This is a genomic window from Nonomuraea diastatica (assembly GCF_004349015.1).
Classification (GTDB): domain Bacteria; phylum Actinomycetota; class Actinomycetes; order Streptosporangiales; family Streptosporangiaceae; genus Nonomuraea; species Nonomuraea diastatica.
Map to the genome: position 1 here is coordinate 21942 of NZ_SMKP01000032.1, position 25972 is coordinate 47913.

Consider the following 25972-nt stretch of genomic DNA (forward strand, 5'->3'; position numbering starts at 1 on the left):
ATCGATCAGGCCGTGGCCGGGCCGGTGACGTAAGCGAGCGCAAACCGCGACCGTCGCGTGATCAGTTGTGACAGATAGGGCATTTGAGGTAGGCATGACGCCGTGCGCGTGTATCTGGCTTTGGCCGCGAAGCGACATGACGTTCCCGCTGATGTCCTGAGCAGGGCCCGAACCGTTATCGAAACGGCCTTTCCGGTGCCCGCCGACGTCATCCGCGCGCGGGAATGGCACGGCAGAGGCGTGTCGCTGCTCGCGTGGACGAACGAACCCGGCGACACGCGGCAGCCGCCGCTGATCTCCGAGCACGACGGCCGGGTCATCGGGCTCAACGGCCACCTGGCCGACCCGGCCGACGTGACCAGGCTGCCCGGCGACTCCGTGGGCGGCTGCTTCTCCGCGTGGATCGCCCGCGACGGCGAGCTGACCGCGAGCACCGCCGTCAACCGGGTGTGCCCCGTCTTCTACGCCGAGACGCCCGACCTGCACGTCGTCGGCAGCCGCGCCCTGCTCGTGCACCTGGCGGCCCAGCCGGTCGACCGGATCGAACACGACGTGCTCGCCCTGCAGACCATGATCAGGCAGGGGTTCTTCCTGTCGGATGAGACGCCGTACAAGGGGGTGACGGCGTTGCGGCCGAACGCGCGGCTCGACGTCCAGGACGGGCGGCGCACCATAGCCGAGACCCCGCTGCCGGAGGCGGCGCCGGCGCCCACCTCAGCGCGGGCCAAGCGGGCCGCGATCGGCGAGCTGGCTGAGGCGCTGCTGGCCACCGTCACACCGCTGCGCGACCTGAGCGAGCCGGTCAACCTGGCGCTGACCGGCGGGCGCGACACCCGGATCCTCGCGGCGCTGCTGCACGCGGCGCGGGTGCCGTTCCGGGTGACGACCAACGGGCTCGACACGCACCCCGACGTGATCATCGCGCGGCAGATCGCGGCCCGGCTGAAGGTCGAGCACACCGTCATCGCGCCCCAGCAGACCGCCCAGAAGGACGCCGTGCTGGTGGAGCACCCGCTGAGCCGGACCTGGGAGACGCTGCGCACGTGCGAGGGCATGACGTCGGCGTACGAGTCGATCGTGAGCTATCTGCCGTACTCCGGCAAGCCCACCATGTCAGGGCAGAGCGGCGAGACGCTGCGCGCGGGCAGCCTGAACCTGCTCCAGACCGACCTCGGCGACAAGGCGCTGCTGCGGCGGATCACCACCACCTTCGCCAAGGACGAGAAGATGTTCACGGCGGACGCCAACGAGCACGCTCGCGAGCTGGCCAGGCCGTGGCTGGCCCGGCCGAACCGGCTGGAGGCTCTCGACCACCTCTATATCTGGTACAAAGTGGGCCGCTGGCAGGCCAGCGCCCGCGCGGGGTCGCTGCGGCGCGGCGATCCGGTGCGGCCGTTCCTGGACAACCGGGTGGTGCGCGCGGCGCTCAGCCTGGACCAGGGCTGGCGCCTGTCCGAAGGGGTGATCTATGACCTCATCCTGCGATTCGCCCCTCAGCTGCGTGATGTGCCGATCGAGGGGAAACCGTGGCGGTTCGCGGAGGGCATGACCAAACGGTGGTTCTGGTCCCGCCTGCCGGCCGGGCACATGCCCACCGCGAGGACCGACGGCGGGTGGAGCTGGCGCACCAGCCCCGGACCCGCGCTGACGGACATCCTGCGCAGGCAGGTGCTCGGCAACCTGGACGTCCTGACTCCCGTCGTGAACGCGGACGAGGTGCGCGCGTTGTTCGCCGACCCCGTGGTCAGGAAACCGGCCCAGGCCTGGCACCTCTACACGGTCAGCACCCTGCTCACCGGCCTCTATCCCGGCAAGGAGCCCGAGGGGCTCGAGCAGATCACGGTTTCCACGCCGGATCCCGCCCGATGACCCCGAGGAAACGGTCGAGCACGGACGCGCTTTCCGGCACCGGAACCTCCTGGCCGAACGCACCGCGCTCGCGGCCCGTCGGCGCCATCTGCCGGGCGAAGGCCAGCAGCGCGGCCGCCGTCTCCTCCTCCACCTCGTAGGTCCTCCCCGTCGCGCGGGCCAGATCCCACCCGTGGGCCACCAGGTCGGTCAGCGCCATATTGGCCAGCACGCTCTTCGGCAGGCCCAGCCCCTGGCTGACGCCCTCCCACGACTCCGGCCGGGCCCAGACGGCCAGCATCCGCCCGACCCGGTCGGGGAAGTCACCGGTGTATTCCTTCTCCGGGAGGAACTCGCCGTCCTGAGCCAGCGACTCGAACAGGGTGGCGCCCCACTCCAGGTGGTTGATCAGCGCTTTCACGTCGTAGTCGGCGCAGGGGGTGGGCAGCGGGAACTCGTCCTCGCCGATCTCGGTGACCAGCTTCGACGTATGGTCGGCCGCGCCACGCAGCATCGTCAGCGTCTCGTTCATGGCCAACAGCTTGCCAGCCCCCGTCCTCCACGCGCACGCGCCCGTACGGTCGGCAGCGCCCTGGCCATGCCGATCGGCAGCGTGTACGCGATCACCAGTGCAGCAGGAGCAGCTCGGCGGAGAACCCCGGGCCCAGCGCCATGAGCACGGCGGGCGTGCCGGGCCGGCCGCGAGTCTCCTGGAGGACGTGGAGCACCGACACCGACGACAGGTTGCCGTGCTCGCGCAACGACCGCCACGTCACGTCGAGCGCCCTGGGCGGCAGGCCAAGGGTTGCCACGATCTTGTCGATGACCCTCGGACCGCCCGGGTGGCAGACCCAGGTGGCAACCTGCTCGGGGAGCAGGCCGTAGTCGGCCAGGAATGCCTTGATGTCGGCGGCCAGCACCTGCTCGACGAACCCGGTCAGCTCGGGGTCCAGCATGATCCTGAAGCCGTGGTCGCCGACGGCCCAGCCCATGAGGTGCTCGGTGCCGGGATAGAGCCTGCTGCGGGTGGCGACGACCTCGGGGCCCTGTCCGCGCCCCGTCGCCACGACGGCCGCCGCGCCGTCGCCGAACAGGCCGCTCGCGACCAGGTTCGCGATCGAGGTGTCGTCACGCTGGATCGTCAGCGAGCACAGCTCCACGCAGACCAGCATCGCGACGTGGTCGGGCCAGCCGCGCAGGTAGTCGTACAGGCGCGACAGGCCGGACGCGCCCGCCGCGCAGCCGAGCCCGAACACCGGCGCCCGCTTGACGTCCGACCGCAGGCCCACCCGCTGGGCCAGCTTCGCGTCGAGCGAGGGAGTGGCCAGGCCGGTGGTCGAGCAGAACAGCAGGTGGTCGATCTTCTCCGGGCGCACGTCGGCCTTCTTGAGCGCGGCCCGCATCGCCTGCTCGCCGAGATCGAGGGCGGCCTCGACGTACGCGTCGTTCGCGCGGGAGAAGGATTCGAGCTTGGGATAGTCGGCCAGCGGAAGAGCGAGGTTGCGGCCTTCCACACCTGCTGCGGTGTGGAAGCGCCGCAGCAGGTCCTCATCGCACTCCGTCAGCCGGGAGAACGCCTCGGTGATCTCCGCCTGCTCGTAGCGGTGATCAGGGAAAACGATCTGCACCCCCGAAATATGCATGGATATCTCCTGCCGCTGAACGGCCCTGGCTAACATGCCGGCCCACACCCGCCGCGTCCTTCAGGTCAGCGGGGTCAGCCGCCAGAGAGAGGTCACCTCGGCGGCTCGGGCCGCGTGCAGCGGGTCGTCCTCATCCTTCGGCCGGTCGTGCCGCGGCGCGACGTCCATGTGGTCCACCACGCGCAGCCCCGCCTCCTCGAACCCGGCCAGCAGGGCGGCGCGCGTGCGCAGGCCCAGGTGCTCGGCGAGGTCGGACAGGACGAGCCAGCCCTCGCCCGCCGGCTCCAGATGCTCGGCCAAGCCGTCGAGGAACCCGCGCACCATCCGCCCGCCGGGGTCGTAGACGGCCTGGTCGAGCGGGGAGACCGGCTTGGCGGGCAACCACGGCGGGTTGCAGACGACGAGCTGGGCGCGTCCGGGCGGGAACAGGTCGGTGCGCACGACCTCCACCTGCTCGGCCAGGCCCAGCCGGGCGATGTTGGCGCCGGCGCACGCGACGGCCCGCTCGTCGAGGTCGGTGGCGACGACGTGGCGGACGCCGCGCCTGGCCAGCACGGCCGCCAGCACGCCCGTGCCCGTGCCGACGTCGAACGCCAGCCGGTCGCCGGGCAGCGGCGCCTCGGCCACGAGATCGACGTATTCGCCCCTGATCGGGGAGAAGACTCCGTGATGGGGGTGGATGCGCGCGCCGAGCGCCGGCACGTACACGCCCTTCTTGCGCCATTCGTGGGCGCCGATCACGCCGAGCAACTCGCGCAGCTGGCCGACCGCGGGAGGGGCGTCGGGGCCGTAGGCCTCGGTGCACGCCTCCCGCACGTCGGGCGCCCGGCGCAGCGGCACCACGTGGCCGTCGGCGTACGGGATGAGCAGCATGCCGAGCGTGCGGGCGCGCTGGGACTGCGCCTGGCGGTAGCGGTGGAAGCCGCTGCCGGGCGCGGCGGGCTTGCAGCGGCGGCCCATGGCGCGCAGGAGCTGCCGGGCGTTCTGGAAGTCACCCCGCCACAGCAGCGCGGTGCCCTCACAGGCCAGCCGGTAGGCGGTGTCGGCCTTCATGCGGTCGTCGGCCGTCACCACGCGCGCCGGAGGCGGCGCGCCCAGCGCCGTGCGCCACGGCGCCGATCGTTCCTGCCCCGCCTCGCTCCAGTGGATCTTGACTTCCTCCCCACGGCCGAGGCCGGGGGATTCCAGCCCGTCACCGGGCCGGGGTTCCTGTTTCATCGGGCCATGCCTCCCCGGAAGACTCCGAAGCCGGTCTTACCAGCTCTCCGCAGGCGTTTCACCTGTCCGCCAGCCCGGCGGCCAGAATGTTGATCGCGGCGTTGACGTCCCGGTCGTGCACGGCCCCGTCGGGTAGAAGCGGTACCTGTAGGCCCGCTTCACGATCTTGGACACGCTTAACATGATAGGCCATGATCATGTCAGTGCTGGTCGAGGCTGAAGTATGGTGCCCGGGGTCCGCCTCCGCCACCCGGGAGTTGGCCATCACGAAGAACGCCAGATCGACCGGCCCGACGTCGGCCCGCAGCGTCCCGGCCCTCTGCACCCGCTCCACCAGCTGCACGATGAGCCGATCTGCCGGCGATGCTGGAGCGCGGCTCCGGCACCCTGCTGTTCGCCTCGGGCATCTCGGCCGTGCACCCGCTGGCGTTGCTGGGCAACATCGGGATCGCGGCTGAGATCACGAGGCAGGGCCGCCGTTACCGGTCCACCGTCCGCCTGGGCCGTTTCGTCCCAAGATCGGCAGGATGTCCCGGCTCCTCGCGGTCCGGCGATGGTGATCGTACTGTTTGGTGCATGAGCTTCACCGGCACTCCCCGGCCGCGCCCGCGCTGGTACCACGCGCAGACCGAACTCGACAACTTCGCGATCATCAGCTATCCGGTGGACGCCGACGTGCTGGCCCGGCATCTGCCTGACGGCTTCGAGCCGATGAAGACGACCTTCGCGGACGGCCCGGGCGCCCTCGTCTCGGCTGTGGCCTTCCGCGATCGCGACTTCCACTTCCGTTTCCTGCCGCCGGCCGCCATCAGCTGCGGGCAGATCAACTACCGCACCTACGTCACCGCGTACGGCAGGCCGGGCGTCTGGTTCTTCGGCACCAGCCTCGACCACCCGGTGGTCGCCATCCCCCAGCACGTGTGGGGCATGCCGTGGCGCCGCGACCGCATCCGCATCGAGGCCGACTGGGGCGCCGCCCCAGCCCGCTGGCGTCTGGAGGCGGGACGCGCCCACTGCGAGGCCACCGAGTCACCGGAGCCTCCCGCCCTGCTGGACGGCTTCGACGGCGAGTCCGACTGGCTGGAGCGCCTGACCCACCCCACCCGGGGCTGGTATCTCCGCAGAGACGGGAAGATCGGCGTTTACAGCATCTGGCACCCGGTCATGCGGCCCCGCCACCTCGCCGCCACCTCGGCAAGGTTCCCCGTCTTCGAACGCCTCGGCCTGATCACGCCCGGCACACGCCCCCACTCCGTCCTGGCCCAGCCCCACCTGCACTTCGACATCCACACCCCGCCCCGCCGCCTCAGCCCGCAGTGAACCGGGGTGCGCCGGGCGGATCAGAGCCGGTAGTCGAAGGTGTAGGAGTGGCCGCCGTCGGAGGCGATGACGATGGCCAGTTCACCCCTGAGGCCGCGCAGCTCCCCCGTCGCCGAATCGGGCACGACCGTGATGCGCAGCGACTGGTCGCCCGCGTCGCTGACGGCATTGTGCTGGACGACGAAACTGCCCGAGCGCCCGTGCAGGGTGCCCTCGATGCGTTCCAGCGCCACGTACGAGCGAGAGTCCTCCACGGGGGTGGTGGCCACCATCATGGTGACCACGCCGGTGCCGGTCAGGTCTCCGTGGAAGGTCTTGGTCAGGGTCACGAGCCCGAGCGAGACGCCGTCACGCTCGTCGAAGGGCGGCTTGGCGTCCCAGCCGGCGGTGTCGAAGGTTCCCTTGGCGGTCATGGGCTCATCGTGCCGGTCATACCTGACAGATCCCGTCAGGTACCGGCGAGCCTTTCGACCACGGGCGCGAAGGCGTCCAGGCACGCGGCGTTCACCGTCACGTACGAGATCCCGAGCCTGTCGCGGCGGCGCCGCAGGACATCGGCCATCTCGTCGGCCGTGCCGGTGAGGATCCCGCTGCCGGTGCGGCCGAAACGGCCGAGCAGCCGGCCGGGCGGCTCGCCGCCCGCGACCGCGAGGTTCATGCTGAGCTCCAGCTCGTCGTAGCGGTCGCCGGCCAGCTCGTACAGCTCGTCCAGCTTCGCCGCCACCTGCTCCTCCGGGTGGTGCGGCGGCACGCCGATCGCGACCGTGTCGGCCTTCCTTGCGGCCAGCCTGAGCAGCTTCGTCCCGGCCGCGGCCACCAGCACGCGCACGTTCTTGACCGCGTCGATGGTCCTGGCGATCCGCTCGATGCGCTGGCTCGGCGTGCCGAACCTGACGCCGAGCGCGGCGGCGTCCTGCTCGGCGGCGGGCCGGCCGGCCCCGAGGCCCAGCTCGAACCGGCCGCCGGTGAGCGTGTGCAGGGTCGCGGTCTCCCACGCGACGGTCTCCGGCGTCCGGTACGGGGCGCTCACGACGTACGTACCGACGCGCAGGGTCGTCGTGACCGTGGCGGCGACGGCGGCGGCGGTGAAGGGCGAGAGCGTGGCGATCGTGTCGGGCACCAGCAGCGTGGCGTAGCCCAGGCTCTCCGCCCGGCAGGCCAGGCCGGTCCACGAGGCGGCGTCGGGCGCTTGTCCGGCGACCACGCCGAAGCGGAACGGGAGATCGTTCATGGTCCAACGATCGTGGACGGCCGGGCCCGGCGCATCGTCCCCCGGACCTGTGATCCGCTACACCAGGGGGCGCAAGCCCCGGGGGCTTGCTACTCCCGCAGCAGTATCCGGGTGAAGTCGTTGGCGAACTTGCCCTCCGGGTCGAGCCGCCCCACCAGCGTGCGGAACCTTTCGGGGCAGGGCGGCCAGACGGTGAACAGCTTGCCCCAGTGGGGCCGCGGCTCGAACGGCGCCAGCGTCTCCTCCACCAGCTCCAGCACCGGCAGCACCGCGGCGACGTCGCGCACCCAGGTGAAGTGGATGCCCACGCTGTCACGGCCGTGGAACGGGCTGAGCCACAGGTCGTCGGCGGCGACTGTGCGCACCTCCGAGATGTGCAGGACGGGCCGGATCCGGTCGCCGATCGTGAACAGCTCGCGCAGCGCCTTGACCGCGTGTTCCCTGGGCAGCAGCAACTCCGACTGCAGCTCGTCGCCGGCGCCGCTCGGCGGGTGGTCGGCGCGGAAGTGCGGCAGCCGATCGTGCCACGGGCCGGGCACGCCGAGCTGGGTCGTGCAGTTGTCGGCCGGCATGGCGGGCAGCGGGTGGCGGGGGCCATCGGCCGGGCGGGTGGCGTACCAGTCGGGGCTGGTCAGCTCGTCGGCGCGCTTCAGCCAGACGCGGGTGTCGCGCCAGTCGGTGAAGAGGCTGACGCTGTAGCCGCTGGCCATGATCTCGTCGAAGTCGCCGAGCGCCTCCAGGGCCAGCCCTTCGCGGACGTACTGGCGCAGTTCGAAGGCGGGCACGAGGTCGAGCGTCAGCGACGTGACGACGCCGAGCGCGCCGAGCGCCACCACCGCGCCGGGAAAGCCGGCGTCGCCGCGGGAGATCGTCAGCACCGAGCCGTCGGCGGTGACGAGGTCGAGCGAGGACACGGCGGCGGCCAGGCCGGGGATGCCCTCCCCCGAGCCGTGGGTGCCGGTCGCGACGGAGCCCGCGACCGAGATGTGCGGCAGCGAGGCCATGTTCGTCAGCGCGAACCCGGCCTTGTGCAGCACGGGAGCGAGCCGCGCGTACGTCATGCGCGCCGGAACCCTGGCCGTGGCCGCCGCGCTGTCGATCTCCACGGCGCCGGGCATACGGTCCAGGACCACGAGGTCGCCGGTAGCGTCGGCGACCTCGTTGAACGAATGAGCGCTGCCCAGCGCCCGCACCTGGGCACTGGCGGCGACGAGCCGCTGGAGCTCGTCGAGGGAGGTGGGATGGTGCACGTTTTGAGCCCGGAAGGCGGTGTTGCCCGCCCAGTTGGTCAACGTCACGGCCCTCACCTTGCCACAGTCGTCCTCTGTCGATCCTGCTGGGGTTGCCGCGGTCCCGCCGCCCTGGTGCCCCCGTGGTGCCGCGGCGGGTCAGAAGCCCTGGGCCAGGCGGTAGTACGCCTGGTTCCAGCGCAGCTCCTTGGCGAGCCGCTCGGTGGTCGTCTCGGTGTCGATGATCACGAGCTCGACGCCGAGCATGTCGGCCAGGTCGGTCAGCTCGTCCCGGCCGACGGCCGTGGACAACACCGTGTGGTGAGGCGCGCCCGCGGTGAGCCACGACTCCGTGGACGTGCGCAGGTTGGGGCGGGGACGCCACACCGCGCGGGCCACGGGCAGCTTGGGCAACGGCTCGGGCGGGGCCACGACATCGATCTCGTTGGCCACCAGCCGGAACCTGTCACCCATGTCGGCCAGGCCGACCACGATGCCGGGGCCGGGCTCGGCGTCGAAGACGAGCCTGACCGGGTCCTCCCTGCCGCCGATGCTCAGCGGGTGGATCTCGCACGACGGGGTGCCGGCGGCGATGGACGGGCAGACCTCCAGCATGTGCGCGCCCAGGATCAGCTCCTGGCCGGGCGTCAGATGGTAGGTGTAGTCCTCCATGAACGAGGTGCCGCCGGGCGACATCGCCTTGAGGGTACGCAGCAACACCGACGTCTTCCAGTCGCCCTCTCCGCCGAAGCCGTGGCCGTCGGCCATCAGCCGCTGCACGGCCAGGCCGGGCAGCTGGCGCAGGCCGCCGAGGTCCTCGAAGTTGGTGGTGAACGCCTTGAAACCGCCGGCCTCCAGGAAGCCGCGCAGGCCCAGCTCGACCCTGGCCGCGTAACGCAGCGACTCGTGACGCTCGCCGAGCAGCTCGGGGGCGACGGTGTACTGCTCGGCGTACTCCTTGACCAGCCCCGTCACATCGGCGTCTGCGGCGGCGTCCACCACCTCGACGAGGTCGTTGACACCGTAGGTGTTGACGGAGACGCCGAAGCGCAGCTGCGCCTCGACCTTGTCGCCCTCGGTGACGGCCACGTCGCGCATGTTGTCGCCGAAGCGCGCCAGCTTCAGCGTGCGCACCTCGGCCAGGCCACGGGCGGCGCGGACCCAGGTGAGGATGCGCTCGGCCACGGCCGGGTCGCTGACGTGCCCCGCCACGGTCTTACGCGGAACCCCCAGGCGGGTCTGCACGTGGCCGAACTCGCGGTCTCCGTGCGCGGCCTGGTTGAGGTTCATGAAGTCCATGTCGATGGAACTCCACGGCAGCTCCACGTTGGCCTGCGTGTGCAGGTGCAGCAGCGGCTTGCGCAGCGCGTCCAGCCCGGCGATCCACATCTTGGCCGGCGAGAACGTGTGCATCCACGCGATCACGCCCCCGCACGAGTCGTCGGCGTTGGCCTCGAGCATGATACGCCGGATCGCCGCCGCGTCCGTGAGCACGGGCTTCCACTCCACCGGCATGGGCAGCTGCTCGGCGATCCGCCGGGACTGCTCGGCCACCTGGCGCAGCGTGTCGTCGCCGTAAAGTCCCTGGCTACCGGTCAGAAACCAGATCTTCAACGCGGGCTCCTCTGTCCGTAAACGTTCTGATAGCGGTCGTAGAGGCGGTCGATGTCGTCCTGCGGGATGGGCAGCGGCTCGCCGAGCTGCCTGGCCACGTGGACGGTGCGGGCCACGTCCTCGCACATCACCGCCGCCTTCACGGCGGCCTTGGGGTCCTTGCCGATGCTGAACACCCCGTGGTTCTGCATGAGCACGGCCTTCGAACGGTGGCCCTTGAGCGTCTCCACGATGCCCTGGCCGATCGAGTCGTCGCCGATCAGGGCGAACGGGCCCAGCGGGATCTCGCCGCCGAACTCGTCGGCCATCGCGGTCAGCACGCAGGGGACGGCCTCGCCGCGGGCGGCCCACGCCGAGGCGTAGGTGGAGTGGGTGTGCACGACGCCGCCCACGTCGGGCATGTTGCGGTAGACGTACGCGTGCGCGGCGGTGTCGCTGGACGGCGAATGCGCACCTTCGACGAGGTTGCCGTCGAGGTCGCACACGACCATGTTCTCCACGGTCAGCTCGTCGTAGGAGACGCCGGACGGCTTGATGACGAACAGGTCCCCACCCGGGATCCGCCCCGAGACGTTCCCGGCGGTCCAGACGACCAGGCCGTAGCGGACCAACTCGGCGTGCAGGTCGGCGACGATCGTTTTCATGGCCTCACTCCGTTCGGCGGCTCGGTCGCCCAACGCCGCCGCCTTCCCCCGCTCTGGTCGCTCCGCTCCCGCCGCTCCTCCAGACGTCGGCGCTCCCTCTCTGCTCATGGCCTCACTCCGTTCGGCGGCTCGGTCGCCCAACGCCGCCGCCTTCCCCCGCTCTGGTCGCTCCGCTCCCGCCGCTCCTCCAGACGTCGGCGCTCCCTCGCGGCTCACGGGTGGGCCTCGTTCCTGATCGCGCGCAGGGTGTGCAGCATCTGTCCGTCTCCGAAGAAGTCGTGGAGTTTGCGGTATTCGGCGTAGAGCCGGTCGTAGGCGTCGGCGCGGGCCTCGTCGGGCACGTACGCGGCCTCTGTGCGCTTGCCCATGGCCGCGGCCGCCTCCTCGATGCCCGGGTAGGCGCCGGCGGCGACGGCGGCGTGGATGGCCGAGCCGAGCGCGGGCCCCTGGTCGGAGCCGATGGCCGACAGGGGGCGGCGCAGCACGTCGGCGTAGACCTGCATGAGGAAGGGGTTCTTCAGCAGGCCACCGGCGACGACGAACTCCTCGACCGGCACCCCGGACTTCTCGAACGTCTCCACGATCATGCGGGCGCCGTACGCGGTGGACTCGATGAGCGCGCGGTAGACGTCCTCCGGCTTGGTGGCCAGCGTCTGGCCGACGATCACTCCGGAGAGGTTGTGGTCCACGAGGACCGAGCGGTTACCGCCGAACCAGTCGAGCGCCACCAGCCCGTGCTGCCCCACGGCCTGCTTCTCGGCCAGCGACGTGAGCTGCTCGTGCCCGTCCGCGCCGAAGGAGTCGACGAACCAGGCGAAGATGTCGCCGACCGCGGACTGCCCGGCCTCGTAGCCCCACAGGCCGGGCACGATGCCGTCCTGGACGACGCCGCACATGCCGGGCACCTCGGCGAGCTGGTCGCTGGGCATGATGTGGCAGGTCGAGGTGCCCATGATGGCCACCATCTGGCCGGGCCGTACGGCGTCCGCGGCGGCGGCGGTGACGTGGGCGTCCACGTTGCCGACGGCGACGGCCACACCCTCGGGCAGCCCGGTCCATCCGGCGGCCCGCGCGGTCAGGCGGCCGGCGAGGCCGCCGAGCGGGGCCAGCGTGGCGCCGTCGCCGGCACCGTCGCCGACCTCGCCGGTGGCGAGTTTGGCGGCGAACCCGGCGAACCCGGGGTTGAGCGCGGCGAGGAACTCTTCCGACGGGTAGTGACCGTCCTGGAAGACGCCCTTGTAGCCGGCGGTGCAGATGTTGCGGCTCTCGACGCCGGTGAGCTGCCAGATGATCCAGTCGGCGGCCTCGATCCAGCGCTCGGATCTGGCGTACACCTCGGGGGCCTCTTCGAGGACCTGAAGGCCCTTGGCGAACTCCCACTCGGAGGAGATCTTGCCGCCGTAGCGGGGCAGCCAGCCCTCGCCCCGGCGCGCGGCCAGGTCGTTGATCCGGTCGGCGTGCGGCTGCGCGGCGTGGTGTTTCCAGAGTTTGGGCCAGGCGTGCGGCTCGGCGGGCGTCTCGAAGCACAGCGGCGTGCCGTCGGCGGTGGTGGGCAGCACGGTGCAGGCGGTGAAGTCGGTGCCGATGCCGATCACCTGCTCGGGCGCGACGCCCGCGGTGGCGACCGCCTCGGGCACGGCGGTTCTGAGCACGTCGATCCAGTCCTGCGGCGATTGCAGCGCCCAATCGGGGCCGAGCCGTACGCCGGAGCCGGGCAGTTCCGTCTCGATGACGCGATGGGTGTACTCGTGGACGGCGCTGCCCAGCTCGGCGCCGTCGTGCACGCGGACGACGACGGCACGCCCTGAGAGGGTGCCGAAGTCCACTCCGACCACGTAGGTGTTAGCGTTCACATTGGACTCCAGGGGTTATCCGGGGGCATCCCCATCATCTACCGAGTTGGGGCGGTGCTCGACCTGACGACGAAGGTGGGACGCACGACCAGACGCTCGTACGCGGAGGACCCCCCATCGATCAGCCCGTCGATCTGCCGCAGCAGCACCTCGATGCAGTGCCTGCCCACCACGTCGAAGTCCTGCCTGACCGTGGTGAGCGGCGGCGAGAAGAACTCCGACTCGGGGATGTCGTCGAAGCCCACCACACTGATCTGGTCGGGGACGCGCACTCCCGCCTCGCTGAGGCCGCGCAGCACGCCGAGCGCCATCTGGTCGTTGGCCGCGAAGACGGCGGTGGCGCCGTCCATCCGCGCCAGGCTCTTGCCCGCCTCGTAGCCGGCGCGCGGGCTCCAGTCGCCGGCCAGCGGCTCGGGCACGTCCCGGCCGGCCTCCTCGAGCGCGGCGCGCCAGCCCTGGAGCCGGCCCTCGGTCTCCAGCCAGTCGGGCGGGCCGCTGACGTGCCACACGGTCTCGTGGCCCAGCTGGAGCAGGTGCCGCGTGGCGAGCCTGGCGCCCTCGATCTGGTCGATGCACACCACCGAGACGTCCGCGCTGTGTGTGCCCTCGACCGCCACCGCCGGCATGCCGGACGGCAGGTTCTCCAGGGCACGCGCGGCCGAGCGCTGCGGGGCGACCACGACCACGCCGTCGACGCCCTGCTCGGCGAGGTAGTCGATGGCGTCGCGGACGCCGGCCGCGTCGATCGACTTCAGGCTGACGATGCTGACGAAGTAGCCGGCGCTCCTGGCCGCCTGCTCGATGCCGTAGATCGTGCTGGCCGGGCCGTACAGCGTGGTGTCGAAGCTCACCACGCCGAGCGTCCTCGACCGCTTGGTGACCAGGGCTCGAGCGACCAGGTTGCGCCGGTAGCCCAGCCGGATGATCGCCTCCTCCACCCTGGCGCGGGTGTCGGCCCGGACGTTCGGGTGGTCGTTGAGCACCCGGGAGACCGTCTGGTGCGAGACGCCCGCCTCTTTGGCCACGTCAGCCATGACCGGCAGACGGCGCTTGGGGGTCGTCACGGTCTCTCCTTTCACTCGGCTGGCCGGCTCGCGCTAGCGCGCGGCGCCCGCCCTGCGCTTGGTCCACACGTCGAAGGCCACCGCGGCGAGGAGCACGGCGCCCTTGACGAGCATGACCCGCTCGCTCGGCGAGCCGATCAGGGACATGCCGTTGTTGATGACGGCCATGATCAGACCGCCGGTGATCGCGCCGACGATCTTACCGACGCCGCCCTGGACGGCCGCGCCGCCAATGAACGCCGCCGCGATGGCGTCCAGTTCGAAGGCGTTGCCCGCCGTGGGACCCGCCTGGTTGAGCCGGCCGGCGAAGATGATGCCGGCGATAGCCGACAGCACGCCCATGTTCACAAAGATCCAGAAAACCACCGACTTGACGCGTACGCCGGACATGACCGCCGCCTGGAGGTTGCCGCCGAGCGCGTAGATCTGCCGGCCGAACACGGTCCTGCCGGCCATCAGCGAGTACGCCAGCACGAGCACGGCCAGCAGGACCAGCACCCACGGGAGGTTGTTGAACCGGGCCAGTTGCACCACGAGGAAGAGGATCAGCGCGGCGCCGGCCACCATCTTCAGCACGAACAACACCATCGGCTCGACCACCTGCCCGTACCCCTGACGGGCGGTGCGCGAGCGCCACTGGGCGGCGACCATGCCGGCGACGGCGATGACGCCGACGAGCAGGCTGAACAGGTCGGCGCCGCCGAGCAGACCGAGGCCGATGTTGCCGAGATAGCCGCTGGTGAAGCCGTTGGCGAGTGTGCGGACCTGGTCGGGGAACGGGCCGATGCCCTGGTTGCCGAGCACGGTCAGCGTCAGCGCCCGGAACAGCAGCATGCCGGCCAGCGTCACGATGAACGCCGGGATGCCGAAATAGGCGATCCAGTAACCCTGCCAGGCCCCGATGAGGGCTCCGGCCACCAGCGTGATCAGCAGGGCCAGCGGCCACGGCACGCTCATGTTGACCATGAGCACCGCGGCCAGCCCGCCCGTGACCGCGACCACCGAGCCGACGGACAGGTCGATGTGCCCGGCGATGATGACGAGGATCATCCCGATCGCGAGGATCAGCACGTAGGAGTTCTGGACAATGATGTTCGAGATGTTCTGCGGTGTGAGCAGGGCTCCGTCGGTCAGCACCGAGAACAGCGCGACGATCAGCGCGAAGGCGATGTAGATGCCGCTCGATCGCAGGTTGAGCGACAGTCCGCCGAGCGACACCCGGCCCGGCTGCCGTGGCGATCCTCCGTCGCCCTTGGCGCCGACCTCCACGTCGGCGGGCGTGATGCTGCTCATGTGAGCTACTCCTGTCCCTTGGTCATGAGGTGCATGAGGCGTTCCTGCGTGGCGTCCCGGCGCGGCACCTCGCCCGTGATGCGGCCCTCGGAGAGCGTGTAGATGCGGTCGCACAGGCCCAGCAGCTCAGGCAGCTCGGAGGAGATCACGAGCACGGCCCTACCCTGGTCGGCCAGGCGGTTGATGATCGTGTAGATCTCGTACTTGGCGCCGACGTCGATGCCGCGGGTGGGCTCGTCGAGGATGAGCACGTCGGGCTCGGTGAGGATCCACTTGGAGAGCACGACCTTCTGCTGGTTGCCGCCGCTCAGCTGGCCGACGATGCTCGACACGCTGGGCGCCTTGATGTTCATGCTCTTGTGGAACTCTTCGGCGACGCGATATTCCTCCATCTCGTCGACCCAGCCGCGCTTCGACATCCCGCGCAGCCCGGCGGCGCTGATGTTGCGCTTGACGTCCTCGATCAGGTTGAGCCCGTACCTCTTGCGGTCCTCGGTGGCGTAGGCGATGCCGTGCCTGATGGCGTCCTGGACGTTGCGAATCTCGATCGGCTTGCCGTCCTTGAAGATCTTGCCGGTGATGTGCACGCCGTACGTCCGCCCGAACACGCTCATCGCGAGCTCCGTGCGACCGGCGCCCATCAGCCCGGCCAGGCCGACGATCTCGCCGCGGCGCAGCGAGAGCGCGGCGCCGTCGACCACCTTCCTGCCGGGCTGGCTGGGGCTGTGCACCGTCCAGTCCTCGATGCGCAGCACCTCGTCGCCGATCGTCGGCTCGTGCGGCGGGAACCGGTTGTCGAGCGCGCGGCCGACCATGCCGGAGATGATGCGGTCCTCCGTGACCTGGTCGGTGGCCATGTCCAGGGTCTCGATCGTGCGGCCGTCGCGGATGATCGTGACGGAGTCGGCGATCGCGGTCACCTCGTTGAGCTTGTGAGAGATGATCACGCAGGTGATGCCCTCGTCGCGCAGGCCGCGCAGCAGGTCGAGCAGGTGCGCGGAGTCGTCGTCGTTGAGCGCGGCGGTGGGCTCGTCGAGGATGAGCAGTTTCACCTCCTTCGCCAGCGCCTTGGCGATCTCCACGAGCTGCTGCTTGCCCACGCCGATGTCGGCGATCGCCGTCGTCGGGTTCTCGCGCAGCCCGACCCGCTTCATCAGCGTGGCGGCCTCGTAGTTGGTACGGTTCCAGTCGATGAGGCCGCGCCTCGCGCGCTCGTTGCCGAGGAAGATGTTCTCGGCGATCGACAACTGCGGGCTGAGCGCCAACTCCTGGTGGATGATGACGATGCCGGCGCGCTCGCTGTCGCGGATCCCGCCGAACTCGCACCGCCGTCCCTCGAAGGTGATCTCACCCTCGTAGTCGCCGTGCGGGTAGACGCCCGACAGCACCTTCATCAGCGTCGACTTGCCGGCGCCGTTCTCACCGCAGATGGCATGGATCTCGCCCCGCCGGACGGACAGATTGACGTCCTGCAGCGCCTTGACGCCGGGGAACGTCTTGGTGATCCCGCGCATCCGCAAGATTTGTTCGGTCATATGCCCCTCGCTCACAGCCGGGAGGGCCCGGGGACCTCGCCGGTCCCCGGGGCGCCCGGTCTTACTTGAGCTGGTCCTCGGTGTAGTAGTTGCCGCCGATGATGACGTCCTTGTAGTTGCTCTTGTCCACGATCACCGGGTCGAGCAGGTACGAGGGCACGACCTTGTTGCCGTTGTCGTAGTCCTTGGTGTTGTTCACCTCGGGCTTGCCGCCCTTGAGCACGGCGTCGGCCATCTTCACAGTCTGCTCGGCGAGCTTGCGGGTGTCCTTGAAGATGGTGGAGTACTGCTCGTCGGCGATGATCGACTTGACCGAGGCGAGCTCGGCGTCCTGGCCGGTCACGACCGGATACGCCTGGCCGCTGCGGCCGTAGCCGGAGCTCTTGAGCGCCGACAGGATGCCGATCGACAGGCCGTCGTACGGCGAGAGCACGCCGTCGACCTTGGCGCCGCCGGTGTAGGTCTTGGTGAGGATGTCCTCCATGCGCTTCTGCGCGGTGGCCGGGTCCCAGCGCAGGATCGCGGCGGTCTTGAAGTCGGTCTGGCCGCTCTTCACCACGAGGGTGCCGTCGTCGATCTTCGGCTGGAGTACGGACATGGCGCCGTTCCAGAAGAACGTGGCGTTGTTGTCGTCGGGCGAGCCGCCGAACAGCTCGACGTTGAACGGACCCTTCTCGCCGTCCTCGACGCCGAGGCCCTTCAGCAGCGAGGTCGCCTGCTGCACGCCGACCTTGTAGTTGTCGAACGTGGCGTAGTAGTCGACGTTGGGGCTGTTGCGGATCAACCGGTCATAGGCGATGACCGGGATCTTGTTGTCGGCGGCCTGCTGGAGCTGGGAGGTGATCGCGGTGCCGTCGATCGAGGCGATGATCAGCAGCTTGGCGCCCTTGGTGATCTGGTTCTCGATCTGGTTGGCCTGCGTGGGGATGTCGTTCTCCGCGTACTGCAGGTCGACCTTGTAGCCCAGCTTCTCGAGCTGCTCCTTGACGTTGTCGCCGTCGTGGATCCAGCGCTCCGACGACTTGGTGGGCATCGTGACGCCGACCAGGGCGCCGGCGTTGCCGGCCGCAGCGGAGGCGGAGGCTTCCGCGTCGATCGTCTTCGTGCTCGAACCGCAGGCCGTCATGGTCACGGCGAGCGCGATGGCGGACACCACGCCCCCGATTCGTCCCAACCTCATGTCATCTCCTTGCGAAGGGGTCGCGGCAGCGCTGGACGCGGCGGCTGCCGATGGAGCGGTGATTCCGATCACATAACGTGACGAATATCAACAAATTTCGCGTTCACCACCGCCCGATTGTTATCGCTAACAAAGCCCTTGTCAACGGTCGTCCATAACCGACAGGTAACTATCCCGAAACGTCTCCTCGCAGGTCAACGGCTTGAGCGGGCCGAGAACACCCGCTGCAACAGGATGAAGACGAACAACAGCAGGCCGATGAAGATCTTCGTCCACCACGAGGAGAGCGTGCCCTCGAAACTGATGATCGTCTGGATCAGGCCGAGCACGAGCACGCCGAGCACGGTGCCGAGCAGGAAACCGCTGCCGCCCGTCAGCAGCGTGCCGCCGATGACCACCGCCGCGATCGCGTCCAGCTCCATGCCCACGGCGTGCAGCCCATAGCCGGAGAGCATGTAGAACGACAGCAGCACCCCGCCGAGCGCCGAGCAGAAGCCGCTGATGGTGTAGACCGCGATCTTCGTCCGGCCCACGGGCAGGCCCATCAGCATCGCCGACTGCTCGCTGCCGCCGGTGGCGTAGACCGAGCGGCCCAGCCGGGTGTAGTGCAGCACGTACGCCGCCACGAGCACGACCACCACCGCGATGACCACACTGGGTGAGATCCACAGATCGGCGAACAGGTCGATCCTGGTCTGCGCGAACGCCGTGAACGTCGCGTCCTCGATCGGGATCGAGTCGGTCCCGATCGTGTAGCACAGCCCTCGGGCCAGGAACATGCCCGCCAGCGTCACGATGAACGGCTGGATGTCGAAGGCGTGCACGATGGCGCCCATCACCAGCCCCAGCCCCGATCCGATCGCCAGCACCAGCGGGATCACCACGTACGGCGGCCACCCCGGCCCGGCCATCAGGCTGGCCGCGATCATCGTCGACAGCGCCACCACCGAGCCCACCGACAGGTCGATGCCCCCCGTCAGAATCACGAACGTCATCCCCACCGCCACGACCAGCAGGAACGCGTTGTCGATGAAGACGTTGAGCACCACCTGCCCGCTGGCGAACCCCTCGTAGCGGATTCCGCCCGCCACGAACATGGCCGCGAACAGGCAGCCGGTCACCAGCACCGGCAGGTATTTCGCGGGCACGGCCGCGCGGCCCAGCGTCATCGTGCTCATGCTCATCGCCTCACTCCGTCCGGCGCGCCCGGTCGCCATCCGCCGCCCCCGCTCATCGCCTCACTCCGTCCGGCGGGCTCGGCCGCCATCCGCCGCCCGCTCATGACCTCACTCCGTCCGGCGGCACTTCCTGGCGCACCCGCGCGGGCTCCTCGGCCACGGCGCCGGGCGGAGCGTTCCTGCCCCGCCTGCGGAACACCTTCTCGCGGAAGGACGGCGACTGGATGAGGCAGACCGCCGTCACGACCAGCGCCTTGAACAACAACGTCGTCTCCGGCGGCACGCCGATCGAGTAGACGGTCGTGGTCAGGGTCTGGATGATGAGCGCGCCCAGCACGGTGCCGGCCAGTGAGAACCTGCCGCCGGCCAGCGACGTGCCGCCGATCACGACGGCCAGGATGGCGTCCAGCTCGATCCACAACCCGGCGTTGTTGCCGTCGGCGCTGGAGACGTTCGAGCTGATCATCAAGCCGGCCACGCCGGCGCACAGCGCGGCGAACGTGTACACCATGAGAATGATCCCGCGCGACCTGATGCCGGCCAGCCGGCTCGCCTCGGCGTTGCCGCCGACCGACTCGATCAGCATCCCCAGCGCCAGCCGCCGGGTCAGGAACGCGGTGATCCCCAGCACGGCGAGCACGATCAGGACGCCGAACGGCACGGTCAGCCAGTAGCCGCCGCCGATCACCTTGTACGCCTCGCTGTTGACGGTGATGATCTGCCCGCCGGTGATGAGCTGGGCCAGGCCGCGCCCGGCCACCATGAGGATGAGCGTGGCGATGATCGGCTGGATGCCGATGCCCGCGACGAGGAACCCGTTCCACGCTCCCAGCACCAGGCACAGCCCGAGCGCCAGCGCCACCGCCGTGAACACGCCGGCGTCCTGGCTGATCTGCAGGCACGCCAGCGCGCCCGAGATCGCCACCACCGAGCCCACCGACAGGTCGATGCCGCCGGTGGCGATGACGAGCGTCATGCCGAGCGCGACCAGGATCAGCGGGGCGCCGAACCGCAGGATGTCGATCAGGCTGCCGTACAGGTGACCGTCCCTGACCTGGATCGAGAGGAAGCTCGGGGTGAAGAACACGTTGAGCGCCAGCAGCAGCACGAGGACCACCGCCGGCCAGAGCAGCCGTCTCATGAGCCCCGGCCCCCGCTCGCGATCGTCTCCATGAGCACGTCCGTGGTCAGCTCGTCGTCGTTGGGCAACTCGGCCACCAGCCGCCGATCGCGCAGCACCTCGACCTTGTGGCTGAGCCGCAGCACCTCCTCCAGTTCGGCCGAGATGAACAACACCGCCACGCCGCCGTCGGACAACTCCGCCACGAGCCGCTGGATCTCGGTCTTCGCGCCGACGTCGATCCCCCGGGTGGGCTCGTCGAGGATGAGCAGGCGCGGCTCCAGGATGAGCCACCTGGCCAGCACCACCTTCTGCTGGTTGCCGCCGCTGAGGTCGCGTACGAGGTGCTCGGGGTTGGGCGGGCTGATCCTCAGAGCCTTGACGTACCTGCCGACCAGTTCGTCCTGCTGTTCTCTCGGCACCGGTCGCGTCCAGCCCCGGGTGGCCTGGAGAGCCAGGATGATGTTCTCGCGCACGGTGAGGTCGGGAATGAGCCCGTCCGCCTTGCGGTTCTCCGAGCAGAACGCGATCTTGTGATGCATGGCCGCGCGCGGCGTGCGCAACGACGCCGGCGATCCGCCGACCGCGATCTCGCCCGTGCCCGCGTGGTCCGCGCCGAACAACAACCGCGCGATCTCCGTACGGCCGGAGCCGAGCAGCCCGGCCAGGCCCACGACCTCGCCCTCGTGGACGGTGAGCGAGAACGGCTCGATGGCGCCCGCCCTGCCGAGCTCGCGCGCCTCGATCAGCGGGCGGTCGAAGACCCTGGCCTCGCCGTGCAGGCGTTCGAGCGCGTCCAGTTCCTGGCCGATCATCTTGGCGACGAGCTGCACCTGGCTGAGCTCGCTGGTCAGGTATTCGCCGACGAGCCGGCCGTTGCGAAGGACCGTCATACGATCCGAGATCTCGTAGATCTGGTCGAGGAAGTGGGAGACGAAGAGGATGGCGATGCCCTCCTCCTTGAGCCGCCTCATCACCATGAAGAGCTGCTCGACCTCCCCCGCGTCCAGGCTGGACGTGGGCTCGTCGAGGATCAGCACCCTCGCGTCGACGTCGAGCGCCCGCGCGATGGCCACCATCTGCTGGATCGCCAGCGAGTACGACGACAGCGGCGCCGACACGTCCAGGCTCAGCTCCAGCCGCGACAGCAGTTCGGCGGCCCTGGCCCGCATCCGCTTCCAGTCGATGCGGCCCAGGCGGCGCGGCTCCCGGCCGATGAGGATGTTCTCGGCGACCGAGAGGTTCGTGCAGAGGTTGACCTCCTGGTAGACCGTGCTGATGCCGGCCTGCCGCGCCTCCAGCGGGCTGCCGAACGCCACGGCGGCGCCGTCCAGTTCGATGGTGCCCGTGTCGGCGGGGTACACACCGGTGAGCACCTTGATCAGGGTGGACTTGCCCGCGCCGTTCTCTCCCATGAGCGCGTGCACCTCTCCGGGTGTCAACCGCAGGTCCACGCCGTCCAGGGCCTTCACGCCCGGAAACTGTTTGCCGATCCCGCTCATCGTCAGGACCGGCGCGGGTACGGCCATACGCCCTCCCCTTCGTATGTGACGGCCGGGCCCGGGTGGGGACGGCCCCCCGGGCTGCGAGCCGGGCGGTCAGTACTGGCGGGTGGAAAGGACCTGCTTGGCCTGCTCCTGGGTGAACGTCGTCTCCTCGGTCACGACGCGGGCGGGCACCTGCTCGCCCTTGACGACCTTCTTGGCCAGGTCCATCAGCTGCGGGCCGAGCAGCGGGGAACACTCGACGATGAAGTTGATCTTCCCGTCGGCGAGCGCCTGCATGCCGTCCTTGACGGCGTCCACAGTGATGATCTTGATGTCCTGGCCGGGCGTCTTGCCCGCGCCCTCGATCGCCTCGATCGCTCCCAGGCCCATGTCGTCGTTGTGCGCGTAGAGCACGTCGATGTCCGGGTTCGACTTCAGGAAGGCCTCCATGACTTCCTTGCCCTTGGCCCTGGTGAAGTCACCGGTCTGCGAAGCGATGATCTTGAACTTCGGCTCCGCCCCGATGACCTCCGCGAACCCGGCCTTGCGGTCGTTCGCCGGCGCCGAGCCGGTCGTGCCCTGCAACTCGACGATGTTCACCGTCTCGGTGGTGTCCTTGTACTCCTCCACCAGCCACTGGCCGGCCTTCTTTCCTTCCTCGATGAAGTCCGAGCCGAGGAAGGTCTTGTACAGGGTCGTGTCCTTGGAGTCCACGGCGCGGTCGGTCAGGATGACCGGGATCTTCGCGTTCTGGGCCTCCTTGAGCACCGTGTCCCAGCCCGACTCCACTACCGGAGAGAAGGCGATGACGTCCACCCTCTGCTGGACGAAGGAGCGGATGGCCTTGATCTGGTTCTCCTGCTTCTGCTGGGCGTCGGAGAACTTGAGCGTGATGCCCGCCGCCTTGGCCGACTCCTGGACGGATTTCGTGTTCGCGGTGCGCCATCCGCTCTCCGCTCCCACCTGGGAGAAGCCCATGGTGATCGAGCCGTCTCCGCCGCCCGAGCCGTCTGCGCCGTCCGAGCCGGCGCTGCCGCTGCCGCCGCTGCCGCACGCCGCCACCGACATCGCGGTGAGCCCGGCGAGCAGCAGCGCCGAGATCCTCTTCAACACGTGGGGGGTCCCTTCTTATGTGAGCGCTAACATGCCGAGGGGGATGCCAGCGCCTCCTACCTTCCTGCCGGTCACTCTCTCCTGCCTGACACGTCGTGAGCGCCGGCCGGAACCCCAGGACGGGTTCTGCGGCCGCGCTCCTTCCCGGCCTGGCCCCGACTGTGAACGTTAACAACGGGTCTCGTCAAGGGCCCGCCGGATTACGGTCAGGTCACGCGGATCCACCCTTGACGGGGCCCTGGACGGTCCTTAACGTGTCGCGAATCGGCACTGTTAGCGTTCACTTCTTTGATAACGCCAACTTTCATGGAGGAGCCTCCGCTCATGATGCGCATCGCCGCAGGATCACGACCCTGGCTGAACGGCCAGAAGATCAACGACTTCGCGGACGGGCGGCGCCGTCCTGGCTAGGGGACGAGGCGGTAGTGGGTGGTCATCCGGCCCTCGCCGTCGAGCACGTGGAACGCCAGCGCCGGCGGCAGGCCGTCATCGATGCAGTTGCCGAACGTCGTGCCGCCCTCCCACGGAAGCCTCACCGTGGACACGACCCCGGGGGCGACCAGCAGCGGACGTCCGGCGAACGTGGTGGCGGCCGGCATGTGCGCGTGGCCGACCAGCACGGCCGGCACGTCCGCACGGCCGGCGAGCACCTCTTCCAGGCGCCCCGGCCGGTGCAACATGATCTCGTCCAGCGGCGGGCTCTGCAACGTCACCGGCGGGTGGTGGAAGGCCACGAACACCGGGCGGTCGGCGCCGTCCAGCACTCCTTCGAGCCAGGTGATCGTCTCGTCCTCCAGCCGCCCGGCGTTCTCGCCGGGGATGGACGAGTCGCACATGGCGTAGATTGCGCGGTCGGTGCGCAACACCTGGTTGACGGGCCCCGGCCTGGGCTCCGCCTCACCGAGCAGAACCCGGCGGAACTCCTCCCGCACGTCGTGGTTGCCGGGCCCGGTCAGTACGGGGTGACGCGAGGTGAGCAGCTTCCCGGCCTGCTCGTACTCCTCTGCCAGGCCGTGGTCGGCGATGTCGCCGGTCACCAGCACCGCGTCGAGGTCGTACGGCAGCGCGTCCAGGTAGCGCATGACCCTGTCGGCGCGGGCGACGGCTGCGGGCGTGGCGCCGATGTGGATGTCGCTCACATGGGCGATCACGATCATGAGCGCAAATCCTTCCGATGGTCACGGCCCGGCGGGACGAGGAACCCCGCGGGCGGCCCGGTCGTTCTTCCGGGTGAGCACACGAAGCCGGAGGAGGGGCATTGGGCTGGCACTACAGAAAGTCGATCAAGGTGGGGCCGTTCCGGATCAATCTGTCGCGGCGCGGCGTCGGCCACAGTTTCGGCAACCGGCGTTTCCGGGTCACCACCGGCCCCGACGGCCGCCGCCACGTGTCCGTGCACCTGCCGGGCGGGTTCCACATAGGCAAGACGTTGGGGTCGCGGAGACATCACCGGCACTACTAGATCCTAACCCGCTCGCCCACGCCCGGCCGGGGGCGACCCCTCCGGCCCCGCGCACGTTCACTCGCCGTAACGCTCGACGAGCTCGGCGCCGATCCTGGCCAGCTCGGCCCTGACCGGCGCCGGGCCCACCACCTCCACCACCGCGCCCCATCCGGCCAGCTGCTCGGCCAGCGAGCGGGCCGTGGGCGCCGCCACCCGCAAGCTGACCCGGCCGTCGGCCCGCCCGCCCGCCGGGCTCCCCTCGCTCTCGCAGTGGCGCCCGAAGTGGTCGCGCAGGATCGGCGCGAACCTCTCGGCGACCAGCACCGTCGCCGACGTCTGCGAGCGCCGCTGCTCCATCTCTCCGACGACCCGCTCCCACGCCCGCGCCAGCTCGAAGCCCTCCGGCCGCTCGAAGGGCAGGTCCGTCACGGTGGCGGAGACGATCCGGTCCACCCGGAACGTCCGCTGCCCCCGCTCGGTCCCGGCCACCAGATACCAGATGTCGTCCTTGTCCACGAGCCCCCAGGGGTCGGCCAGCCGCTGCGTACGCTCGCCGGCGCGGCGTTCGTACACCAGCCTGACCTTGCGGCGGCGTACGGTGGCGCTCTGCAGGGCCCGCACCAGCTCGGGCCGGTCAGGCTCGCGGTCGCCCCAGCCCGCGGGGTCGACCAGCACGGCGTCGGCGGCGGCCACGGCGTCGGCCCTGAAGGTCTGCGGCAGGGCCCGCAGCAGCTTGCGGAGTGCGGACTTCACCTCGGGCGCGGCCCCCGCAGCCGGGCCCGCGAGCAGGAAGAGCGCCTGCGCCTCGTCCGCGGTGAGCCCGCTGAGGTCGGTGCGCGCGCCGCCCAGCAGCTGCCAGCCGCCCCCGCGCCCGGCCTGCGGATAGACGGGGATGCCCGCCGCCGACAGCGCCTCCAGGTCGCGGCGCGCGGTGGCCACGGACACCTCCAGCTCCTCCGCCAGCTCGGCCGCGGTCACCCGGCCGCGGGCCTGCATGAGGAGCAGGGCGGCGACAAGTCGGTCGGCTCGCATGATTTGCAGTCTAAAGTGCTCAGCCGATGCGCACTTTGGCCGGGAACCGGCCGTCGCCGGCCACGCTCAGGCGACGATCGCCAGCAGCGTGGTCACCGCCGCGGCGAGCGCCGGGTCACCCGTCATGTCGGCGCGCTCGCGAGCCTGCTCAGGGGTGACTCCCCTGGTGGCCAGGCGCCAGAACGTGTCCTGGCCCATCAGGACGCGGGCGGCGGGCTCCGGACCGGCCGGGGACATCCTCCACCGGCCCTCGCGCCTGGTGGCGGACCACCGGCCGCCGGCGGGCCCGGTCACCTCCAGCGTGACCGTCGTCCCCTCCGGACGCTCCTCCGAGCGGAGCGTGTACGGCAGCGCCCGGGCGAAGACGTCGAGCACCGGCCCCATCAGCGCCGGGTCGCCGGCCCCTGGAGCGGAGACGGCGTCGCGCACCTGCTGCTGGTGCACCCAGAACTCGGTGTACTCGCGCCCGATGTCGAGCCACGCCGGGCTGCCGACGTCCGTGGCGGCCCAGGACACGTCCAGGTCGGCGGGCCCGCCCAGGTCGCGGGCCGCCCACAGGTCGTCGAGCTGCCCGCCGAGATGGCCGAGCAGGTCGATCATCACGTGCGGGCTGATCTGGCGCAGCGCCTCGGCGAACTGGCCGTTGACGCGGGCCAGGTAGGCGGGCAACGTCTCGTCGCCGGCGAAGACGGCGCCGCCGTAGCCGTCGCGGCTGCCGGACAGCCGCCGCATGTAGTCGTTGAGCACGTGGGCGACGACGTCATGGACGTCCCATCCGGGGCAGACCGTCGGCCTCGACCAGTCCTCGGGGGCGAGCCCGCCGAGCAGGTCCAGCAGGGCCCGCCGCTCGCGCGGGAACAGCGGGCGCACGTCGATGACAGGGCCGAAGATCGTCATACCTCCGACAGTACGCGGCCGGTGGAGCA

General features: G+C 70.1%; 24 protein-coding genes. 3 read left to right on the top strand and 21 right to left on the bottom strand.

Features of this window, described 5'->3' with window-relative positions; translation table 11 throughout:
• Positions 1-195: 195 nt before the first annotated feature.
• A complete protein-coding gene (locus E1294_RS13865) occupies positions 196-1869 on the top strand; it encodes an asparagine synthase-related protein (RefSeq protein ID WP_246083008.1) in 1674 nt (557 codons plus the stop codon).
• On the opposite strand, the gene E1294_RS13870 is transcribed toward E1294_RS13865, so the two are convergent.
• The 4 genes from E1294_RS13870 to E1294_RS55715 all read right to left on the bottom strand — a co-directional run bounded on the left by E1294_RS13870 (position 1838) and on the right by E1294_RS55715 (position 5043).
• Positions 1838-2380, bottom strand: a complete 543-nt coding sequence (locus E1294_RS13870; RefSeq protein WP_132508517.1) for a TIGR03086 family metal-binding protein — start codon at positions 2378-2380, stop codon at positions 1838-1840. The genes E1294_RS13865 and E1294_RS13870 overlap by 32 nt on opposite strands.
• Positions 2381-2471: 91 nt before the next feature.
• A complete protein-coding gene (locus E1294_RS13875; RefSeq protein WP_132508519.1) occupies positions 2472-3491 on the bottom strand; it encodes a type III polyketide synthase in 1020 nt (339 codons plus the stop codon).
• A gap of 60 nt (positions 3492-3551) precedes the next feature.
• Positions 3552-4709 carry a methyltransferase gene (locus E1294_RS13880; protein ID WP_132508521.1) on the bottom strand — a complete coding sequence of 386 codons (1158 nt, stop codon included), beginning with the start codon at positions 4707-4709 and terminating at the stop codon, positions 3552-3554.
• A gap of 58 nt (positions 4710-4767) precedes the next feature.
• Positions 4768-5043, bottom strand: coding sequence for a hypothetical protein (locus E1294_RS55715; protein ID WP_132508523.1), 276 nt, complete (start codon positions 5041-5043; stop codon positions 4768-4770).
• Positions 5044-5072: 29 nt separating this feature from the next.
• Here E1294_RS55715 and E1294_RS13890 point away from each other — a divergent pair, with 29 nt between their 5' ends.
• On the top strand, positions 5073-6029 hold the full coding sequence (locus tag E1294_RS13890; protein ID WP_132508525.1) for a DUF2071 domain-containing protein: 957 nt from the start codon (positions 5073-5075) through the stop codon (positions 6027-6029).
• A gap of 20 nt (positions 6030-6049) precedes the next feature.
• On the opposite strand, the gene E1294_RS13895 is transcribed toward E1294_RS13890, so the two are convergent.
• The 15 genes from E1294_RS13895 to E1294_RS13965 all read right to left on the bottom strand — a co-directional run bounded on the left by E1294_RS13895 (position 6050) and on the right by E1294_RS13965 (position 23727).
• Positions 6050-6442, bottom strand: coding sequence for a DUF3224 domain-containing protein (locus tag E1294_RS13895; protein WP_132508526.1), 393 nt, complete (start codon positions 6440-6442; stop codon positions 6050-6052).
• Between the two features lie 35 nt (positions 6443-6477).
• Positions 6478-7260: an LLM class flavin-dependent oxidoreductase gene (locus E1294_RS13900; RefSeq protein WP_132508527.1), complete on the bottom strand. Its 783-nt coding sequence runs from the start codon at positions 7258-7260 to the stop codon at positions 6478-6480.
• Positions 7261-7349: 89 nt separating this feature from the next.
• Positions 7350-8558: an FAD-binding protein gene (locus E1294_RS13905; RefSeq protein ID WP_132508528.1), complete on the bottom strand. Its 1209-nt coding sequence runs from the start codon at positions 8556-8558 to the stop codon at positions 7350-7352.
• 90 nt (positions 8559-8648) lie between these two features.
• A complete protein-coding gene (gene araA, locus E1294_RS13910; protein WP_132508529.1) occupies positions 8649-10103 on the bottom strand; it encodes an L-arabinose isomerase in 1455 nt (484 codons plus the stop codon).
• Positions 10100-10780, bottom strand: a complete 681-nt coding sequence (locus tag E1294_RS13915; protein ID WP_425465205.1) for an L-ribulose-5-phosphate 4-epimerase — start codon at positions 10778-10780, stop codon at positions 10100-10102. The genes araA and E1294_RS13915 overlap by 4 nt, the downstream gene beginning before the upstream one ends.
• A gap of 179 nt (positions 10781-10959) precedes the next feature.
• Positions 10960-12582: a ribulokinase gene (araB, locus tag E1294_RS13920; protein WP_220447720.1), complete on the bottom strand. Its 1623-nt coding sequence runs from the start codon at positions 12580-12582 to the stop codon at positions 10960-10962.
• 56 nt (positions 12583-12638) lie between these two features.
• Complete coding sequence (locus tag E1294_RS13925; RefSeq protein ID WP_132508603.1) at positions 12639-13634, bottom strand: LacI family DNA-binding transcriptional regulator; 996 nt, start codon at positions 13632-13634, stop codon at positions 12639-12641.
• 63 nt (positions 13635-13697) lie between these two features.
• On the bottom strand, positions 13698-14957 hold the full coding sequence (gene mmsB, locus E1294_RS13930; protein WP_181958493.1) for a multiple monosaccharide ABC transporter permease: 1260 nt from the start codon (positions 14955-14957) through the stop codon (positions 13698-13700).
• Between the two features lie 5 nt (positions 14958-14962).
• Positions 14963-16492, bottom strand: coding sequence for a multiple monosaccharide ABC transporter ATP-binding protein (gene mmsA, locus E1294_RS13935; RefSeq protein ID WP_132508533.1), 1530 nt, complete (start codon positions 16490-16492; stop codon positions 14963-14965).
• Between the two features lie 61 nt (positions 16493-16553).
• Positions 16554-17672, bottom strand: coding sequence for a multiple monosaccharide ABC transporter substrate-binding protein (gene chvE / locus E1294_RS13940; RefSeq protein ID WP_132508535.1), 1119 nt, complete (start codon positions 17670-17672; stop codon positions 16554-16556).
• A 194-nt stretch (positions 17673-17866) separates the two neighbouring features.
• Complete coding sequence (yjfF, locus tag E1294_RS13945; RefSeq protein WP_246083009.1) at positions 17867-18856, bottom strand: galactofuranose ABC transporter, permease protein YjfF; 990 nt, start codon at positions 18854-18856, stop codon at positions 17867-17869.
• A gap of 94 nt (positions 18857-18950) precedes the next feature.
• The gene (locus E1294_RS13950) at positions 18951-19991 is read right to left on the bottom strand and encodes an ABC transporter permease (protein WP_132508537.1); all 1041 of its coding nucleotides are present in this window, start codon (positions 19989-19991) and stop codon (positions 18951-18953) included.
• The gene (locus E1294_RS13955) at positions 19988-21499 is read right to left on the bottom strand and encodes a sugar ABC transporter ATP-binding protein (protein ID WP_132508539.1); all 1512 of its coding nucleotides are present in this window, start codon (positions 21497-21499) and stop codon (positions 19988-19990) included. Before E1294_RS13955 ends, E1294_RS13950 begins: the two co-directional genes overlap by 4 nt.
• Before the next feature lie 69 nt (positions 21500-21568).
• Positions 21569-22570, bottom strand: a complete 1002-nt coding sequence (locus E1294_RS13960; RefSeq protein ID WP_181958494.1) for an ABC transporter substrate-binding protein — start codon at positions 22568-22570, stop codon at positions 21569-21571.
• 407 nt (positions 22571-22977) lie between these two features.
• Complete coding sequence (locus E1294_RS13965) at positions 22978-23727, bottom strand: metallophosphoesterase (RefSeq protein WP_132508541.1); 750 nt, start codon at positions 23725-23727, stop codon at positions 22978-22980.
• Between the two features lie 101 nt (positions 23728-23828).
• Between E1294_RS13965 and E1294_RS13970 the strand changes: the two genes are divergently transcribed.
• The gene (locus tag E1294_RS13970; protein ID WP_132508543.1) at positions 23829-24032 is read left to right on the top strand and encodes a DUF4236 domain-containing protein; all 204 of its coding nucleotides are present in this window, start codon (positions 23829-23831) and stop codon (positions 24030-24032) included.
• A gap of 57 nt (positions 24033-24089) precedes the next feature.
• Here E1294_RS13970 and E1294_RS13975 read toward each other — a convergent pair whose 3' ends face one another.
• A complete protein-coding gene (locus E1294_RS13975; RefSeq protein WP_132508545.1) occupies positions 24090-25046 on the bottom strand; it encodes a helix-turn-helix transcriptional regulator in 957 nt (318 codons plus the stop codon).
• Between the two features lie 66 nt (positions 25047-25112).
• Positions 25113-25943 (bottom strand): maleylpyruvate isomerase family mycothiol-dependent enzyme, encoded by an 831-nt coding sequence (locus tag E1294_RS13980; protein ID WP_132508547.1) that lies wholly within the window; start codon positions 25941-25943, stop codon positions 25113-25115.
• Between the last annotated feature and the right edge of the window lie 29 nt (positions 25944-25972).